Here is a 17,627-nt window from a genome sequence, read left to right on the forward strand (position 1 = left end):
CCGGTGGTCCCCGGCACCGGCAGCGGCCATGATGCTCGGCCATCCCGCCCCGAAGCGTTCGGGCCTGCCCAGCAGAGCCGGTGCACCCCTATCTTCAGCCGGTCCCACGCGACCCGGAACACCACCCCACCCTCAGCCCGCCCCACTCGAACCGGGACACCACCCACCGTCAGCCCGCCCAACCCGTCGCCCAGCCCACCCGCACGTGCCCCACCCGACCCGAGCGGCCCACCCTCGACCAGTCCACCGGACCCGAGACCCCGTCCCACCCTCAGCCCACCGGACCCGAGACGCCACCCCACCCTCGGCCCGCCCGACCCGAGACGCCGACCACCCTCGACCAGTCCCACCCGACCCCGAGACGCTCTCGACCCGCGACCTGGCGGCGGCGCCTACGCCATCGGGCCCGGCAGCTCGGCCGCCCGGCCGGCAAGCTCGCCCCGGTCGGCCCAGCAGGGTCGGCCATGCAACGCGAGCGGGGCATGGCGGGCAGGGTCGGCCCTGCCCTACGAGCTCGTCACTCCCGGCCGGCCGTACGTCCGACCAAGCGGAAGAGCTCGCACATCGCGCGAACCGCCCCGAGAGATCCCCTCCTCAGGGGCGGCGAGGCCAGAGGTGAACGGGGTGCCATAAGCTGGCACAAACCCAGAGATATCCACCGCGAAGATCCGCCCAGTGATGGTTTCGACCTCCACGTCCGGCAAGGGGCGACGAGCCCTCGAGGGCCGGACGGCCAGTCGACGTTTTCCGCCCACTTCGCATACTTCATGATTGTTCGCGCGGAGTATCGCATGACTGCCGTTACTTATGGAGGTTGGAGTTTCATGGCGATTGATGGCCTCCTGCCGGTGCATCGGAGGATCCATGGCTGAGTACGCCCTTCCTGCCGAGATCCTCGCCCGCTGCCGGGAGCTGCTGGAACCCGCCATGCGCGCGGCGGTGGCCGACCTGCACCCGTGGGGCGAGCGGATGGCCGCCTTCTCCCTGGGCTGGTCCGACATCGACGGCACACCCATCCGCGGCGACGCGGGCAAGGGGCTGCGACCCGCCTTGGCGATGCTGTGCGCGCAGGCCGCGGGCGGCACGTTGGAGACCGCCGTGCCGGGCGCCGTCGCCGTGGAGCTCGTGCACGCCTTCTCGCTCGTCCATGACGACATCATCGACAGCGACGAGCGCCGCAGGCACAAGCCGGCCGTGTGGAAGGCCTACGGCGTGGGCCCCGCCATCCTGGCCGGTGACGCGCTGCTGGCCCTGGCGATCAGGGCGGTGGCGACCGGCCCGCACGCCGCCGCCACCACGGAATGGCTGTCGGCGGCCCTGGTACGGCTGGTGCACGGGCAGACGCACGACATGGCCTTCGAGGAACGACCGTGGACCGGCCAGGACGCGGTGAGCGTGGCCGAGTACACGGGCATGGCCGCCGACAAGACGGGCTCGCTGCTGGCCTGCGCCGCCGCTCTCGGCGTCACCCTCGCGGGCGCGCCCGAGCCGATGGCCCGGCGGATGCACGACATGGGCCTCGAGCTGGGCCTGGCCTTCCAGATGGTGGACGACGTGCTCGGCATCTGGGGCGACCCCGCGTACACCGGCAAACCCGTCTTCGGCGACCTGCGGCGCAGGAAGAAGACGCTGCCCGTGCTGGCCGCGCTCGCCTCGGACTCCACCGCGGGCCGCGAACTGTCGGCGCTGCTGGCCTGCGGCGCCGACGACGAGGACACGATACGGCTGGCCGCCGACCTCATCGACGCGGCGGGCGGCCGGACGACGACTCTCACCATGGCCGCCGACCACGCCTCGCGGGCGCTCGACATCCTCGATCGCGCCTTCCCCTCGGCCACGGAGCTGCGCGCCCTGTGCACCTCCCTGCTCGACCGCACCCACTGATCCCGCACCGGGCCGCGTGACACGCACGTCAGGCGGCCCGCCGGTCAGGCAGAGCCAGGCCCCTTCCCGAGCGAGGTCCACCCGCTCCCCGGCAGGCTCGCCTCCAGCGCGAGCCCGTCTCCAGCGCGAGCCCGTCTCCCCCGCGAGCACGGACGGCGCGGGGTCACTCGTCTCCGGTCAGGACAGCCAGTACCTGCTCGCCGTACTTGGCCAGCTTGCTCTCCCCCACCCCCGAGACCCCTGCCAGCTCCGCCATCGTCCTCGGGCGGCCGGCGGCGATCTCGCGGAGCGTGGCGTCGTGGAAGATGACGTAGGCGGGCACGCCCTGCTCCTTGGCCGTCGCCCCGCGCCAGGCCCGCAGCAGCTCGAACAGCGGCTGCGCCTCGGCGGGCAGCTCGGCCGCGGCGCTCTGGCGGGCCTGCTTGGCCGCGCGGTCGGCCTTCCTGGCCACCGGGTCGTTCCGCAGCATCACCTGCCGCTCGCCGCGCAGGACCGGCGCGGCGGCGTCGGCGAGGACCAGCGTGCCGTAGTCGCCCTCGACGGCCAGCATCCCGAGGGCCAGCACCTGCCGCACCACCCCGCGCCACTGCGTCTCGCTCAGCTCGGTGCCGATGCCGAAGACGGACAGGGAGGCGTGGTCGAACTGCAGCACCTTGTCGGTCTTCCTGCCGAGCAGGATGTCGATCAGCTGGCCGGCCCCGAAACGCTGGTTTCGTTCGCGGCGCAGCCGTACCACGGTCGACAGCAGTTTCTGGGCCGCGACCGTGCCGTCCCAGGTCTCGGGCGGGTTCAGGCAGGTGTCGCAGTTGCCGCACGGCGCGCCGTCCTGCCCGAAGTAGGCCAGCAGGCGCACCCTGCGGCACTCGGCCGTCTCGCACAGGGCCAGCATGGCGTCGAGGTGCGCCGACTGCCGCCGCCGGTGGGCGTCGTCGCCCTCCGAGGTGTCGATCATGCGGCGTTGCTGCACGACGTCCTGCAGGCCGTAGGCCAGCCAGGCCGTGGCGGGCTGCCCGTCACGTCCGGCCCTGCCGGTCTCCTGGTAGTAGCCCTCCACGGACTTGGGCAGGTCGAGATGGGCGACGAAGCGCACGTCGGGCTTGTCGATGCCCATGCCGAAGGCGATGGTCGCCACCATGATCATGCCGTCTTCCCTGAGGAAGCGCGCCTGGTGCGCGGCGCGCGTGCGGGCGTCCAGCCCCGCGTGGTACGGCAGCGCGCTCACGCCGTTCTCCTGCAGGAACGCGGCGATCTTCTCGACCGAGGCGCGCGAGAGGCAGTAGACGATGCCTGACTCGCCCTCGTGCTCGGCCCGAATCAGCTTCAGCAACTGCCGTTTCGGCTCGTTCTTCGGCTCGATCCGGTACTGGATGTTGGGGCGGTCGAAGCTGGCCACGAAGTGGCGCGCCCGCTCCAGGCCCAGCCTGGCGGTGATCTCCTTGTGCGTCTCGGGGGTGGCGGTCGCGGTCAGCGCGATGCGCGGCACGTCAGGCCAGCGCTCGTGCAGCGTGGACAGGGTGAGGTAGTCGGGCCTGAAGTCGTGACCCCACTGCGCCACGCAGTGGGCCTCGTCGATGGCGAACAGCGAGACCGACCCCCTGGCCAGCAGCCGCAGCGTCTGCTCGGAGCGCAACCGCTCGGGCGCGAGGTAGAGCAGGTCGAGCTCGCCCGCCACGAACGCCGCCTCGACCGCGGCCCGCTCGTCCGGCTCCTGGGTGGAGTTGAGAAAGCCCGCCCTGACGCCCGCCGTGGTGAGCGCGTCGACCTGGTCCTGCATGAGCGCGATCAGCGGGGAGACGACCACGCCGGTGCCCTGCCGTACCAGCGCGGGGATCTGGTAGCACAGCGATTTGCCGCCGCCTGTCGGCATCAGGACCAGCGCGTCGCCGCCCGCGACGACGTGGTCGATGATCTCCTGCTGCCCCTCCCGGAAGGAGTCGTAGCCGAAGACGCGCCGCAGCACGTCGGTTGCCTGGGGACCGTGCTCGGGGGAAGTCACCGAGCCACTCTAGGAGAGGTCGCCGACGAAAACGTCCGCCGGAGGAAGGGGCGCCACACCTGGCGCTCCAAGCGGATCCGGAGCACGGCCGCACCCGCTCGACACGCCGGGCCCCGCCTGCGCGCGGTCACCATGCATGGTCCGTGTCAGAGCGCGCGCTCGAACACCACCAGGTCGATGCCGGGGCCGTCATAGCCGGTGACGGGCCCGGCGGCGGTGAAGCCCATGCGCCGGTGGAAGGCGATGGACGCGGCGTTGCCCGGGGAGGTGACCGCCTTCACCCTGCTCCTGCCGTCCGCGCGGGCCAGCGCGAAGAACCGGTCGTAGAGGGTACGGCCGAGCCCGGCGGCCCTGGCCTCCGGCGAGACCCCCACGAAGTGGATGTAGGCCTCCTCCTGCTGGGCCGGCGACAGGAAGCCGATCAGGAATCCGGCCAGCTCACCGCCGGGACGCTCGGCCACGAGGCTGGTGCGGTGGAAGTGGTCGAGGAACAACCGGGGCAGCAGCGGCAGGACCTGCCGCCCCCACCAGTCGTCGACCACGGCGGCGATCCGCCCGTAGTCTCCTGGCACGGCCGGACGCAGCTCGACGGTCATCCCGCATTCCCTTCGAAACGGAAGCGCAGGATCCGCCCGACATCCCGCAGCCGGGGGATGCGCGCCAGCACCCACAGCGGCAGCCTGCCCGACAGCAGCGGCAGCCGCTCCAGCCCCGGCATGTCCACACTGCGCACCGCGTCCACGCAGACCAGCCCGTCGTGCCAGCTCTCGATGACGCGGGGGTCGTCCACCCCCCAGTACATGCGCGCCCCGGTCCTCCGTACGGCGGGCACCAGCTTCTGCATCCTGATCCCCATCGTGCCGTAGACATCGAACAGCAGTTCGCCCGACGGGAAGCGCCCGGTGATCCGCTCGATGACCCGCCTGCCGTCCTCCTCCCGCAGGTACATCGCCAGCCCCTCGAACACCGCGACGGCGGGCCGGTCGGCGGGCACCCGCTCCAGCCACTCCTGCTCCGTCACCGACGCCGCGAGCTGCGTGTAGTCGCCGCCGGGCGGCGGCAGCAGGCGTTCGCGCAGCTCGATCACCTCGGGAAGGTCGACGTCGAACCACCTGACCGTGGCCGGCCTGGCGAGGCGGTGGGCCCTGGTGTCGAGCCCGCACGCCAGGTGCAGGACCGTCGCCTCGTCGTGGTCGGCCAGGAACGCGGCCAGCCAGTCGTCGAGCAGCTTGGCGCGCAGCGCGACGCCCGTCGCGGTCACGGCGTTGATGCCGGTCCTGCGGAAGTCGTAGTCGATGCGGCGCACGGCGGCGACGGCATGCTCGTCACCCAGGACGGGATCGCGCGAACGGGCGTCGAGGGCCCGGCTGTACAGCGTGGCGAGCGAGGTCTCCGGGGTCCCGGTGAGCGTGATCTTCGCGCGCTGCTCCATGCTTGGGACGGTAATCCCGTTGCTGCGAAATGTGCGGGTTCGACATGCTGATCGCCATGAAAACCCCCTACCGGCAAATACGTGCCGTTTACACAGAGGAGTCGATCACCGTCTACCAGGCCTACGACCCGCCCGTCGCCGTTCCCGCGGTGGCCGCGCAGCGGTTCGTCGCGCCGTTCAAGCGCGGACGGATGACCTGGATCAAGCCGTCGTTCCTGTGGATGATGTACCGCAGCGGCTACGCCACCAAGGACGGCCAGCGCCACGTCCTGGCGATCGAGCTCACCCGCGAAGGGTTCGAGTGGGCGCTGGCGCATTCCTGCCTGTCCGACCGGAGGGACATGCCGGTCCGGATCCAGTGGGACCCCGAGCGCGACCCGCGCCACAATGCGCTGCCGTACCGGTCGATCCAGATCGGCCTGTCGGGCGAGGCGGTCGACCGCTACGTCGGCGAGTGGACGCTGTCGATCACCGACCTGACCGAGCGGGTCCGCGGCCTGCACGCCGAGGTGCGCGCAGGCCGCGAGGTGAGCGGGCTGCTGCCGGCCGAGCGGCCCTACCCGGTGCCCCCGGAGCTGGCGCGGATCATCGGCGCGACTCAGGACTGAGGGAGCGGCTGATGACCAGGCGCTGGATCTGGTTGGTGCCCTCCACGATCTGCAGGACCTTCGCCTCGCGCATGTAGCGCTCGACGGGGAAGTCCTCGACGTAGCCGTAGCCGCCGAACACCTGCACCGCGTCCGTGGTGACCTTCATGCACACGTCGGTGGCGAACAGCTTGGCCATCGCCGCCTTCGTCCCGTACGGCCGGCCCGCGTCACGCAGCCGCGCGGCCTCCAGGTAGAGCGCGCGGGCCGCGGCGATCTGCGTGGCCATGTCGGCCAGCATGAAGCCGACGCCCTGGAAGTCGATGATCCGCGAGCCGAACTGGCGCCGCTCCCCCGCGTAGGCGGTGGCGGCGTCGAAGGCGGCCTGGGCCAGCCCGACCGCGCACGCCGCGATGCCGAGCCGTCCGCCGTCGAGGGCGCCCATGGCGATGCGGAAGCCCTCGCCCTCCGCGCCGACCAGCGCGGACGGCGGCAGCTGCACGCCGTCGAACCGAACCTGCGCGGTCGGCGAGGAACGCATGCCCATCTTGTGCTCGGGCGGGCCGTAGGACAGCCCCTCCAGCCCGGACGGCACGCGCAGGCACGAGATGCCGCGGGCCCCCGGGTCGCCGGTGCGGGCCATGAGCATGTAGAAGTCGGCGACGCCGCCATGGGTGATCCACGCCTTGACGCCGTCGACGGTGTAGCCGTCGGGGCCCGGCACCGCGCGGGTGGTCAGCGCGGCGGCGTCGGAGCCCGAGGCGGGCTCCGACAGGCAGTAGGCGCCGAGCAGCTCGCCGCCGACCATGTCGGGCAGCAGTTCCTCGCGCTGCTCCGGCGTGCCGAAGGAGGCCACGGGGAAGCACGACAGCGTGTGCACCGACACACCGAGGCCGACGGCCAGCCATCCGGCCGCCAGCTCCTCGACCACCTGCAGGTAGACCTCGTACGGCTGCTCGCCGCCGCCGTACTCGGCCGGGTAGGGCAGGCCGAGCAGCCCCGTCGCGCCAAGAGTGGTGAACACCTCGCGCGGGAAACGCCCTGCCGACTCGTCGGCCGCCGCGCGGGGCGCGATCTCCTTGGCGATCAGGTCTCGGGTCAGGTCGATCAGGTCGTGCGCCTCGGGGGTGGGCAGGGCACGCTCAACGGTCATCGCGACACGCTCCAGTGATGGGCTCGGGGTCTCCGATCCCCCGATTCTGTCATCGCCACCGGCCCCGGCCGCCGCACGGGCCCGACCGCCCGCAGGCCCGACCGCCCGCAGGCCCGGCCCAACGCCGCAGCACCGGTCATGACACCGCACGAGCGGTCAGGACACCGAGCGGACCGGACACCGAGCGGACCGGACACCACACGGCCGGGCCGGGCGCCGTACAGACGGGCGGGCGCCGCGCAGGCGGGCCGTCGCCACACAGCCGGACACCATGCAGACGGGCGGGCGCCGCGCGGGCGGACCGGGCGCCGCGCGGGCGGACCGGACACGGGTTGACGCCGCGCGGGCGGACCGGACGCCGCGCGGCGACCGAGCCCGCCCCGGGGCGCCGCTAGACGATCACCAGCTCGCGCGTGGTGTTGTTGAGCCGCGCGCCGCCGTCCTCCGTGCACACGACGATGTCCTCGATCCGCGCGCCGTGCCGCCCCTGCAGGTAGATGCCCGGCTCGACGGAGAAGGCGAACCCCGGCTCCATCGGCTCGGTGTTGCCCGAGACGATGTACGGCTCCTCGTGCGTCTCGATGCCGATGCCGTGCCCGGTCCGGTGGATGAAGTACTCGCCGTAACCGGCCTCGGCGATCACCGACCTGGCCGCCGCGTCGATCGACTCGCAGGTGACGCCGGGCCGTACCGCCGCGCAGGCCGCCTCCTGCGCCTGGCGCAGCACCTCGTAGTAGGCGGCGAAGTCGGCGGGCGGCTCGCCCACGCAGTAGGTGCGGGTGGAGTCGGAGCAGTAGCCGTTGTGCAACTGGCCGCCGATGTCGACCACCACCGGCTCGCCCGCCTGGATGACCCGGTCGGAGACGTCGTGGTGCGGGCTGGCGCCGTTGGGTCCGGAGGCGACGATGACGAAGTCGACGCTGGAGTGGCCCGCGGCCAGGATCGCGTCGTGGATGTCCTTGGCGACCTCGCGTTCGGTACGGCCCGCCTTGAGGAACTGCGGCACCTGCCGGTGGACGGCGTCGATCGCCTCCCCCGCCTCCCGCAGCGCCGCGACCTCGGCCGCCGACTTGCGCATCCGCAGCTCGCGCAGCACGGTGCCGGCCAGCACCTGCTCGGCGGACGGCATGGCGGCGCGGAAACGCAGCGAGGCCATCGCCCACATACGGTCGGCCAGCCCCACCTTGGCGACCTGGCCGAGGCGCGCGGCGACGACGGCATAAGGGTCGTCGGTCTCGTCCCACGCAACGAAGTCGAGCCCGAGCCGCGAGGCGGGCGAGGCCTGCGCCGCGGGCAGCTCCAGGCGCGGCACCATCATGAACGGCTCGCCGCTCGCGGGCACCACCAGGCAGGTCAGCCGTTCCAGCGGCAGCGCCTCGTATCCGCTCACGTACCGCAGGTCAGGGCCGGGCGTGAGCAGCAGAGCGCCGAGGCCCGCCTTGGCGGTGGCCTCCTGGGCGGCGGCGAGGCGGGACACGGGATAAAGGTCTTGGGACGTCACAGGGGCCAATCTACTCTCGTCGCATTCCGCCGGAAGCGCCCACATCGCGCCCCCGCCACCCGCCCGCGAGGCCGCGGAGAGTGCGACCATAGGACCCGTGCTGATGCTTCTCGACACCCCGTCGCTCTACTTCAGGGCCTTCTACGGCATCCCGGAGTCGATGACGGCGCCCGACGGCATGCCCGTCAACGCCGTGCGCGGACTCATCGACATGATCGCCACGCTGGTCCGCACGCACGCGCCCACCGAACTGGCCGCCACCATGGACGCCGACTGGCGGCCCGCCTTCAGGGTGGCGGCCATCCCCTCCTACAAGGCGCACCGGGTCGCCTCCGGCGACGCCGAGGAGGTGCCCGACACGCTGGTGCCGCAGATCCCCGTCATCGAGCAGGTGCTCGACGCGGTCGGCATCGCCAGGCTCGAGTCGGCGGGCTTCGAGGCCGACGACGTCATCGGCACCCTCACCCATCAGGCGGGCGGCGCGGTCGACATCGTGACGGGCGACCGCGACCTGTTCCAGCTCGTCGACGACTCCCGCCCGGTGCGCGTCCTCTACACCGCCAGGGGCGTGCGCAACCTGCAGGTGGTGGACGAGGCGTTCGTCGCCGCCAAGTACGGCATCCCCGGCCGCGGCTACGCCGACTTCGCCACGCTGCGCGGCGACCCCAGCGACGGCCTGCCGGGTGTCGCCGGGGTCGGCGAGAAGACCGCCGCCTCGCTCATCACCCGGTTCGGCTCGCTGGAGGCGATGCTGGCCGCCCTCGACGCCGGCCAGACCGACGGGTTCCCCGCCGGCTGCCGCACCAAGCTGGCCGCCGCCCGCGACTACCTCGGCGTCGCCCCCACCGTGGTCAAGGTCGCCCACACCGCGCCGCTGCCCGAGACCGACCTCGCGCTGCCCGCCAAGCCGCGTGACCCCGAGGCGCTGGTACGGCTGGCCGACCGCTACGGCCTCGACTCGCCCCTGAACCGCCTCCTGGACGCCCTGTCCCGCTGACCCACCTCGAACGTCGTCGCCGGGATCCCACTGACGCACCCCCCAAGAGACTCCCGGGATCCCACTGACGCCCACCCCAGGAAGCCTCCGGGATCTCACCAACGCGCACCCCAGGAAGCCCTGGGGATCCCGCCAACGCCCACCCCAGGAAGCCCTGGGGATCCCACCAACGCCCACCCCAAGACCCCCGGGATCCCACCAACGCCCACCCCAAGAAGACCCCCGGAGCCCCGCCAGCACCACCCATGGGGCCGCCGGACCCGCGGGGGACGTCCCGGCACGCAAGGGCCGTGCCAAGCCCCCGCCCGGAGGATCGCAACATCCCGACACCGGAAGAAGCCGCCGGGCCCGTCCGGGCGAACAGGGCTACTGTCGGTGCCCGGCGTTTCGGGGAAGGCCGCGGGGCCACGCGCACGTGAACGGTGCGGCCATGGCAGCGGATCCGGCGCCCCGCCGCGGGAACGTGCGAGCGCTGGCCAGGCGCGCCGCCTGCCGTACCGAAGGGCGCGCCACGCGGGACAGGGCGGGCCGCTCGCCATGCCCGGGAAGGCGGGCACGCCGCCTGCCGTACCAGGGACTCGGGACCGGCCGCTCACCATGCCGGGGCCGGGCGAACCACCTGCCGCGCCAGCACCGGGCAGACCGCTTGCCGTACCCGGAGCCAGGCAGACCGCTTGCCACACCCAGAGCCGGGCAGACCGCTTGCCCTACCCGGAGCCGGGCGCGCGCCCGCCGTACCCACCAGGCATGGCCGAGGGTCGCGCCCTCGGGATGCGGGGCCGCGGCCACCCCGGCGTCGGCCGGAGGGCGGCCGGCCGCTCGGAGGTGTCGTGCCGGACCTTGGGAAGGGCTTCGCAGCGGGACCCGATCGGGGACGGGGATCGCGCCGGCCAAGGTCACGAGGCCGACTAGCTGTGCCCGGCTGACCGGTGGAGCGTGATGATCGTCTGGGTGCCCTCCGCGTCCACGATGTCGAAGGCCCGGGGCGTGTCCGGTCCCAGGGTCGCGGCGAGGATCTTCCGGGGCCGCTTGATGCCGTGCCGGAGGACCACCGGGTTCCGTCCGTCGCGTCCGCCCACCCCGACGGAGAAGATGTCGTCCTTGTCGTCGTACTCCAGGTAGGCGAGCGGCAGCCGCTCGGCCTGCAGGAGGTCGCCGAACGATTCGCTCAGCACCTCGATGGTCACGTCCGAGCCTTCATACTGCCTGGTCAGGTTGTCCATGAAGGAGTGCCATTCGTCGCGCGGCACCTCGGGTCGCTGTTGGGTCATCTGACGGCTCCCTTCCTCCGGACGGGGTTCCGCGATCGCCTCCCATGCTGGCCGGACCCCCGCCCGCGCACATCACCCGATCGGGTAGGGAACCTCGATCGACATCCCGCCGGCCCGCTCCCGTGAGCGCGGCGGCCACCGGTCGGTCAGCTTCGACAAGGTCAACGGCACGATCTGCCTCCGGAACCGGCGCATGCCGCGCGGCCTGGGGGCCCTGGCGTGATGCGATCACCGGCCTCCGCTCGGGAGCACGTCGCCCGGCACCGACGGCCGACCGTTCCTTGTATGACCGGTTGAGGATAAACCGATTTAGCCGTTTCGGGCCGCCGTGCTCTCCCGCACGGTCAGCCGGGGTGTCGGCGTCTTGACGTTCAGCGGGGTGGCAGGATCGGCGATCGTCTCCAGCAGCGTCCGCGCCACCTGCTCACCCAGCGCGAACGTGTCGCGCGAGAGCGCCGTGAGCGCGGGATGCACGATCTGGGCCAGCACCGAGTCGTCGAAGGCCACGATGGAGACCTCCCCAGGCACGGACACGCGCATCTCCGCCGCGACGCCCAGCCCCGCCACCGCCATGACGTCGCTGTCGTAGACGATGGCCGTCGGCCGCTCGCGCCGCGACAGCAGGGCTCTGGTCGCCGCCGCCCCCTGCGCGTCGCTGAAGTCGGTCGGCACGGAGACGACCTCCAGGTCGAGCCGGCGCGCCGCGTCACGCAGCGCCCTGACCCGGCGCTGGGTGTGCCGGAAGGAAGGCAGGCCGGACACGTGGGCGATCCTGGAGTGCCCGAGCGCGGCCAGGTAGTCGGCGATCGACAGCATCGCCTCCCTGTCGTCGGCCCACACGCACGACAGCCCGCCGTGCGGGCCGGGTCCGCCGAGCACCACGGCCGGCACCCCCAGTTCGTCGAGCACCTCCAGGCGCGGGTCTCGCACCTGCAGGTCGACCAGGATGAACCCGTCGACGCGTCCCTCGGAGGCCCAGCGCCGGTAGACCTCGATCTCGGCCGCGGTGTCCTCCACGACCAGCAGGTGCAGCGCCACCGCGCCCGCCGAGAGCCCCGCCTGCAGGCCCGACAGCAGGTGGGCGAAGAAGGGCTCCACCCCGATGGTCCTGGCGGGTCGCGCGATGACCAGGCCCGCGGCCTCGGCCCGCGCCCCGCCGAGCGCCCTGGCGGCGCTGTGCGGGCGCCAGTTCATCTCCTCGGCCACCCGCAGGATGCGCGCCCTGGTCTCCTCGCTCACGCCGGGCCTGCCGTTGAGCGCGAAGGAGACGGCGCCCTTGGACACCCCGACCCTGCGGGCGATGTCGGCAATCGTCGGTCGCCCCACGGCTCCCCTTCCTCTCGGGCACGGAGTCTAGCGGGAGAAACGTCGTCAAGCTCTGGAACGGTTTAGCCCCAACCGGGCGACGTCCGGCGGATCCCGGCAAAGGGATAAGTTGATCAGGTGAGCACGAACATCCGAGTGTCCGGAGATGTCCACCCACGGCTCGTGGACGGGTTCGAGCGGATCAGGCGCGAGATCCGGCTGCCGGAGGAGTTCCCCCCGGCGGCGCTGGAGGAGGCCGAGCGCGTGGCCGCCGACCCCGCTGCCGCGGCCCGTCAGGACCTCACGCACCTGCCGTTCGTCACCATCGACCCGCCTGGCTCCATGGACCTGGACCAGGCCGTCCTCATCGAGGCGCCGGGCCCCGGCTACCGCGTGTGGTACGCCATCGCCGACGTCGGCGCCTTCGTCAGGCCCGGCGGCGCCCTCGACGCCGAGGCCCGCCTGCGCGGCGAGACGGTCTACCTGCCCGACGGCAAGGTGCCGCTGCACCCGCAGGTGCTCTCGGAGGGCGCGGCCAGCCTGCTGCCCGGCGTGACCAGGCCCGCCGCCGTGTGGCGGATCGACCTCGACGCCGAGGGCCGCACCGTCGGCGTGGACGTGCAGCGCGCCCTGGTGCGCAGTCGCGAGCGGCTCGACTACGACTACGTGCAGGCCGCCGTCGACACCGGCACCGCCGACGGCACGCTGAAGCTGCTGGCCGAGGTCGGCCGCCTGCGGCTGGAGCTGGAACGGGCCCGCGGCGGCGTCACGCTCCCCACACCCGAACAGGAGATCGTCACCGCCGACGGCGGCTACCGCCTGGAGTACCGGGTGCCGCGGCCCTCGGAGGCGTGGAACGCGCAGATCTCCCTGCTCACCGGCATGGCCGCGGCCTCGATGATGCTGGACGCGGAGATCGGCGTGCTGCGCGTGCTGCCGCCGCCGCGGCCCGGCGACCTGGCCACGGTCCGCAGGGCCGCCCTCGCGCTCGGCGTGCCGTGGCCCGAGGGCGCCACCTACGGCCAGGTCGTGCACGGCCTCGACCCGAAGGTGCCCGCCCACGCCGCCTTCCTCAACGAGTCGAAGGTGCTGCTGCGCGGCTCCGGCTACGTCGCCTTCGACGGGGAACCGCCCTCGCAGGCCGGGCACGCGGCGGTGGCCGCGCCGTACGCGCACGTCACGGCGCCGCTGCGGCGCCTGGTCGACCGCTACGCGACCGAGGTGTGCCTGGCGATCGCCGCGGGCGAGCCCGTGCCGGACGACATCCAGGCGGCGCTGGGCGGCCTGCCCGAGATCATGTCCGTCACCGGACGCCGGGCCGGCGCGGTCGAGCGGGCCTCGGTCGACCTGGTGGAGGCGTTCGTGCTGCGCGACAGGATCGGGCACAGCTTCGACGCGGTCGTCATCGACGTCGACGAACGCCGCCCCGGCGGGCTGGTGCAGCTGACCGACCCGGCCGTCATCGCCCGCTGCGACGGCACCCCGATGCCGCTCGGCCAGCCGGTACGGGTCCGCCTCACCCAGGCCGACCCCGGCACCCGCGAGGTCCGCTTCACCCTCGCCTGACCCCGCCGCCACGTCACCCGCCTGACCCGGCCCCCTCGCATCCCACCTGACCCCGGGCCGCGTGACCCTCACTGCCCCCGACCCGCGTCACCCTCTGACCCCGGCCCGCGTCGCCCTCGCTCACCCCAGAACTCGCGTGGCCCTCGCTGACCCCACGGCCCGCGCCCTCGCTGACTCACATGACCCGCTTCATCCTCGCTGACCCCATGGCTTCATCCTCGCTGACCCCGACCGCGTCCATCCCGCCTGATTCAAGGCCCGCCAGGTCCCGCCCGGCACCGCCAAACCCGCTTCCGCCCAGAGCCCGTCGACGGCCGCACCGCCCCTCCGCGGGGATCCCAGGAACGAGCGAGAGCCGCGCGCGGAGCGGGGGGATCACGCGCGCGGCCCGATCAGGTGCTACCGGTGGCTCACTTCTTGAGTGGGCTCCAGCCCGCGCCGATACCCATGAGGTGCAGGGCGACGCACAGCAGGCCGGCGGTGCCGAGGGTGGCGACGGTGATCACACCGCCGACCGCCACTCCGGCGATCTCGAAGACCAGGGCGAGCACGAACAGCAGGGCAGCGATGAGAGCGAACATCCCAACCTCCAGGCGGGGGAGACCTTCCGACATGGGGATTTCCGCTGTGATCACCCGGAAAACTGGCGCCAAGGTGACCTTAGGTGAACCTACGACCACGTCACCTTGACCGCCCGGTCAGCCGTCCTGCCCGTCCTTCTTCTTCCCTCCATACGGCACGCCGGGCCGAGGCCACCGGGGTCACCGGTGACCACCCGTCCTTCACGCGTACTCCAGCAGGACTCCGGCGGGCCGCCGTCACGTCAGGCTCGTCGGACGATCGCTTCAGCCCCTGGCCGGCGCCCTCACAGCCCTCTCCCGGACACGCCCTGCGGCTCAGGACGCCACGCCCCTCCCCCACCGCGCGGGTCGTCCATGCTCGTGCCGCCACGGCACACACCCAGGCCCGTTCAGGAGGGCCGGATCCGAGCGGGCGGGTTCGGGCCGGGACACGGTGCCGTCCCATGCCCACTCAGGCCCGTTCGTCCCGCTCCCGGGCCACCGATGCGGTCGTCCGTCCAGGCGGCCGGAAAGCCGAGGAGCCAAGCGGCCGGAAAGCCGAGGAGCCGGGCGGCGGCTGCCTGCCGTACGGGACGGGAGGCAGCCGCGGCCCGGCTCAGGACAGCGACGAATAGGCCACGACGCCGCGGCGCATCGCGTCGATCGCCTTGATCGCGGTCTGCTTGACCTTGCTGCCGGGCGCGGCGGCGTTGCCCAGCTGCCCGAGCAGGTCCATCAGCTGCTTGATCCAGCGCACGAAGTCGCCGGCCGCCAGCTCGTTGCCGTTGACGCCGTCAGCCAGCACCGCGTCGAGGCTGTGGCCCTTGGTCCAGCGGAAGGCCGCCCACGCGAACCCCAGGTCGGGCTCGCGGATGATCGACAGCCCGTTGTCCTGCTCGATGCCCTCCAGCTCGCCCCACAGCCTGATCATCGCCGTCAGCGCGTCCTGTGCCTTGCCCGCGGGGATCTTCGGGCGCCGGGCGTCGTCGGCCGCCCGCGACTCGAACACCAGCGCGGACACGCACGCGGCCAGCTCCGCCGGGTCGAGCTCCTCCCACAGCCCGGACCGCAGGCATTCCGCGGTGAGCAGGTCGAGCTCGGTGTAGAGGCGGCCCAGGCGGCGGCCCTCGCCGGTGACCGTCTCGCCCTCGAGGTAGCCGAGCTGTTCCAGCACCGCGCAGATCCGGTCGAAGGTGCGCGAGATGACGTGCGAGCGGCCCTCGACCCGGCGGCGCAGCCCCTCGGTCTCGCGCAGCAGCTTGTAGTAGCGCTCGGCCCAGCGGGCGTGCTCCTCCCTGTCGGCGCAGCCGTGGCAGGGGTGCTGGCGGATCAGTCGCCGCAGCTCGGTGATCTCCTCGTCCTCGACGGCGTGGTCGCGGGCGCGCGCGGGCTTGCCGAGGTCGCGGTCGCCCATCTTGGCCATCAGTGACGAGACGAGGTTGGCGCGTTCCTTGGGCGCGCGGGCGTTAAAGTTGCGCGGGATGCGGATCTTCTCCACCGGCTCTACCGGCACCGGGAAGTCGGCCGGGTCGAGCTTCTTGACCTGCTTGCCGATCGTGAGCACGAGCGGGTTGGGCCCGTGGCCGCGCGGGTTGAGACCGGGATCGAGGACGATGGCCAGACCGGCCCGGCGCCCGCCGGGCACGCGGATGACGTCGCCCGGCTTCAGCGCCTCCAGCGAGCGCACCGCGGCGGCCCTGCGGGCGGCGCCGCGCTCCTTGGACAGCTCGGTCTCGCGGTCGGACAGGCGGCGGCGCAGCTCGGCGTACTCGGCGAAGTCGCCCAGGTGGCAGTGCATCGCCTCCTGGTAGCCCTCCAGCGCCTCCTCGTGCTTGCGCAGCTGCTTGGCGATCCCGACGACCGCCCGGTCGGCCTGGAACTGCGCGAACGAGGCCTCCAGCAGGGTCTTGGCACGCTCGCGGCCGAACTGGCCGACCAGGTTGACGGCCATGTTGTAGGAGGGCTGGAAGCTGGAGCGGAGCGGGTAGGTGCGGGTGCCGGCCAGGCCGGCGACCGAGATCGGGTCCATGCCGGGCTGCCACACCACGACCGCGTGGCCCTCGACGTCGATGCCGCGCCGCCCCGCGCGTCCGGTGAGCTGGGTGTACTCGCCGGGGGTGAGGTCGGCGTGGGTCTCGCCGTTCCACTTGTCGAGCTTCTCGATCACCACGCTGCGGGCGGGCATGTTGATGCCGAGCGCGAGGGTCTCGGTGGCGAAGACCGCCTTGACCAGGCCGCGGGTGAACAGCTCCTCCACGACCTCCTTGAAGGCCGGCAGCATGCCCGCGTGGTGGGCGGCCAGGCCCCGCTCCAGGCAGTCGCGCCATTCCAGGAAGCCCAGGACCGCCAGGTCCTCGTCGGGCAGGTGGGCGGTGCGCTCGTCGACGATCTGGCGGATCTCGTGGCTCTCGCGCTCGGTGGTGAGCCTGATGCCGGCGTAGAGGCACTGCATGACGGCCGCGTCGCAGCCCGCGCGGGAGAAGATGAACGTGATCGCCGGCAGCAGGCCCTCGGAGTCGAGCTTGTCGATGATCGAGGCCCGGTCGGGCGGGCGGAAGCGCGGCGGCCTGCCGTACCCGCGCCTGCCCCTGCCGCCGGCCAGCCGCTCCTCGTCGCGGGTCAGCCGCATCAGCGTGGGGTTGATCCGCATGAGGTTGTCGCCGTCGTCGGTGGAGAACAGGTCGTAGACCCGGTGACCGACCATCATGTGCTGCCACAGCGGCACCGGGCGGTGCTCGTCGACGATCACGGTGGTGTCGCCGCGCACCTCGCCCAGCCACTGGCCGAACTCCTCGGCGTTGCTGACCGTCGCCGACAGCGCCGCCAGCCTGACCGACTCGGGCAGGTGGATGATGACCTCTTCCCACACCGCGCCGCGGAAGCGGTCGGCCAGGTAGTGGACCTCGTCCATGACCACGAAGCCCAGGCCCGCGAGCGTGGCCGAGCCCGCGTAGAGCATGTTGCGCAGCACCTCGGTGGTCATGACCACGATCGGCGCGTCGCCGTTGACGCTGTTGTCGCCCGTCAGCAGGCCGACCTTGGCGGTGCCGTAGCGCTTGACCAGGTCGTTGTACTTCTGGTTGGACAGCGCCTTGATGGGGGTGGTGTAGAAGCACTTCTGGCCCTGGTCCAGGGCCAGATGGACGGCGAACTCGCCGACGACCGTCTTGCCCGAGCCCGTCGGGGCCGCCACCAGGACGCCGTCTCCCGCCTCCAGCGCCCGGCACGCGTCGAGCTGGAAGGCGTCCAGCTCGAACTCGTAATGCCCCCGAAACGACCTGAGTGCGGCACCGTCGTCCCCGTGCTTTTCACGGAAGGCCGCGTAGCGTTCCGCTGGCGTTGTCATACCGCCAGCCTACCGAAACCGCCATTCCG

The 17,627-nt window shown here is 72.6% G+C and carries 13 protein-coding genes; 4 read left to right on the forward strand and 9 right to left on the reverse strand.

Annotation, left to right across the window (positions count from 1 at the left end; all coding sequences use genetic code 11):
• The first annotated feature begins 864 nt into the window (after positions 1–864).
• Positions 865–1,884 carry a polyprenyl synthetase family protein gene (locus ACWDLG_RS27910; protein ID WP_449925326.1) on the forward strand — a complete coding sequence of 340 codons (1,020 nt, stop codon included), beginning with the start codon at positions 865–867 and terminating at the stop codon, positions 1,882–1,884.
• A 163-nt stretch (positions 1,885–2,047) separates the two neighbouring features.
• Here the strand turns inward: ACWDLG_RS27910 and recQ are convergent, their stop codons facing one another.
• The 3 genes from recQ to ACWDLG_RS27925 form a co-directional block, all read right to left on the reverse strand.
• The gene (gene recQ, locus ACWDLG_RS27915; protein WP_449925328.1) at positions 2,048–3,880 is read right to left on the reverse strand and encodes a DNA helicase RecQ; all 1,833 of its coding nucleotides are present in this window, start codon (positions 3,878–3,880) and stop codon (positions 2,048–2,050) included.
• A gap of 146 nt (positions 3,881–4,026) precedes the next feature.
• Positions 4,027–4,476 carry an N-acetyltransferase family protein gene (locus tag ACWDLG_RS27920; RefSeq protein ID WP_449925331.1) on the reverse strand — a complete coding sequence of 150 codons (450 nt, stop codon included), beginning with the start codon at positions 4,474–4,476 and terminating at the stop codon, positions 4,027–4,029.
• Positions 4,473–5,312 carry a class I SAM-dependent methyltransferase gene (locus ACWDLG_RS27925; protein ID WP_449925334.1) on the reverse strand — a complete coding sequence of 280 codons (840 nt, stop codon included), beginning with the start codon at positions 5,310–5,312 and terminating at the stop codon, positions 4,473–4,475. Before ACWDLG_RS27925 ends, ACWDLG_RS27920 begins: the two co-directional genes overlap by 4 nt.
• 56 nt (positions 5,313–5,368) lie before the next feature.
• Here ACWDLG_RS27925 and ACWDLG_RS27930 point away from each other — a divergent pair, with 56 nt between their 5' ends.
• Positions 5,369–5,920, forward strand: a complete 552-nt coding sequence (locus ACWDLG_RS27930; protein ID WP_449925337.1) for a DUF4291 domain-containing protein — start codon at positions 5,369–5,371, stop codon at positions 5,918–5,920.
• On the opposite strand, the gene ACWDLG_RS27935 is transcribed toward ACWDLG_RS27930, so the two are convergent.
• Both ACWDLG_RS27935 and ACWDLG_RS27940 read right to left on the reverse strand, forming a co-directional pair.
• Entirely contained in the window at positions 5,898–7,052 is a 1,155-nt protein-coding gene (locus tag ACWDLG_RS27935) for an acyl-CoA dehydrogenase family protein (RefSeq protein WP_449925340.1), read from the reverse strand. The two genes, ACWDLG_RS27930 and ACWDLG_RS27935, sit on opposite strands and share 23 nt — an antisense overlap.
• 391 nt (positions 7,053–7,443) lie before the next feature.
• Positions 7,444–8,553: a M24 family metallopeptidase gene (locus tag ACWDLG_RS27940; protein ID WP_449925342.1), complete on the reverse strand. Its 1,110-nt coding sequence runs from the start codon at positions 8,551–8,553 to the stop codon at positions 7,444–7,446.
• A gap of 103 nt (positions 8,554–8,656) precedes the next feature.
• Between ACWDLG_RS27940 and ACWDLG_RS27945 the strand changes: the two genes are divergently transcribed.
• Positions 8,657–9,550, forward strand: a complete 894-nt coding sequence (locus tag ACWDLG_RS27945) for a 5'-3' exonuclease (protein WP_449925809.1) — start codon at positions 8,657–8,659, stop codon at positions 9,548–9,550.
• A 908-nt stretch (positions 9,551–10,458) separates the two neighbouring features.
• On the opposite strand, the gene ACWDLG_RS27950 is transcribed toward ACWDLG_RS27945, so the two are convergent.
• The gene (locus ACWDLG_RS27950) at positions 10,459–10,821 is read right to left on the reverse strand and encodes a DUF5335 family protein (RefSeq protein ID WP_449925345.1); all 363 of its coding nucleotides are present in this window, start codon (positions 10,819–10,821) and stop codon (positions 10,459–10,461) included.
• A 309-nt stretch (positions 10,822–11,130) separates the two neighbouring features.
• On the reverse strand, positions 11,131–12,147 hold the full coding sequence (locus tag ACWDLG_RS27955; protein ID WP_449925348.1) for a LacI family DNA-binding transcriptional regulator: 1,017 nt from the start codon (positions 12,145–12,147) through the stop codon (positions 11,131–11,133).
• A gap of 117 nt (positions 12,148–12,264) precedes the next feature.
• Here ACWDLG_RS27955 and ACWDLG_RS27960 point away from each other — a divergent pair, with 117 nt between their 5' ends.
• Positions 12,265–13,692, forward strand: coding sequence for an RNB domain-containing ribonuclease (locus ACWDLG_RS27960; RefSeq protein WP_449925351.1), 1,428 nt, complete (start codon positions 12,265–12,267; stop codon positions 13,690–13,692).
• A 410-nt stretch (positions 13,693–14,102) separates the two neighbouring features.
• Here ACWDLG_RS27960 and ACWDLG_RS27965 read toward each other — a convergent pair whose 3' ends face one another.
• The gene (locus ACWDLG_RS27965) at positions 14,103–14,273 is read right to left on the reverse strand and encodes a hypothetical protein (RefSeq protein ID WP_354906963.1); all 171 of its coding nucleotides are present in this window, start codon (positions 14,271–14,273) and stop codon (positions 14,103–14,105) included.
• A gap of 595 nt (positions 14,274–14,868) precedes the next feature.
• The gene (locus ACWDLG_RS27970; protein ID WP_354906964.1) at positions 14,869–17,598 is read right to left on the reverse strand and encodes a DEAD/DEAH box helicase; all 2,730 of its coding nucleotides are present in this window, start codon (positions 17,596–17,598) and stop codon (positions 14,869–14,871) included.
• Positions 17,599–17,627: the final 29 nt, after the last annotated feature.

Source organism: Nonomuraea sp. NPDC003727, assembly GCF_053586935.1.

What these genes read in the sequence shown, in the direction of transcription:
- ACWDLG_RS27920 (WP_449925331.1), bottom strand. Translation starts at nt 4,476, where the DNA reads ATGACCGTCGAGCTGCGTCCGGCCGTGCCAGGAGACTACGGGCGGATC.
- ACWDLG_RS27965 (WP_354906963.1), bottom strand. Translation starts at nt 14,273, where the DNA reads ATGTTCGCTCTCATCGCTGCCCTGCTGTTCGTGCTCGCCCTGGTCTTC.
- ACWDLG_RS27925 (WP_449925334.1), bottom strand. Translation starts at nt 5,312, where the DNA reads ATGGAGCAGCGCGCGAAGATCACGCTCACCGGGACCCCGGAGACCTCG.
- ACWDLG_RS27945 (WP_449925809.1), top strand. Translation starts at nt 8,657, where the DNA reads ATGCTTCTCGACACCCCGTCGCTCTACTTCAGGGCCTTCTACGGCATC.
- ACWDLG_RS27930 (WP_449925337.1), top strand. Translation starts at nt 5,369, where the DNA reads ATGAAAACCCCCTACCGGCAAATACGTGCCGTTTACACAGAGGAGTCG.
- ACWDLG_RS27935 (WP_449925340.1), bottom strand. Translation starts at nt 7,052, where the DNA reads ATGACCGTTGAGCGTGCCCTGCCCACCCCCGAGGCGCACGACCTGATC.
- ACWDLG_RS27950 (WP_449925345.1), bottom strand. Translation starts at nt 10,821, where the DNA reads ATGACCCAACAGCGACCCGAGGTGCCGCGCGACGAATGGCACTCCTTC.
- ACWDLG_RS27970 (WP_354906964.1), bottom strand. Translation starts at nt 17,598, where the DNA reads ATGACAACGCCAGCGGAACGCTACGCGGCCTTCCGTGAAAAGCACGGG.
- ACWDLG_RS27910 (WP_449925326.1), top strand. Translation starts at nt 865, where the DNA reads ATGGCTGAGTACGCCCTTCCTGCCGAGATCCTCGCCCGCTGCCGGGAG.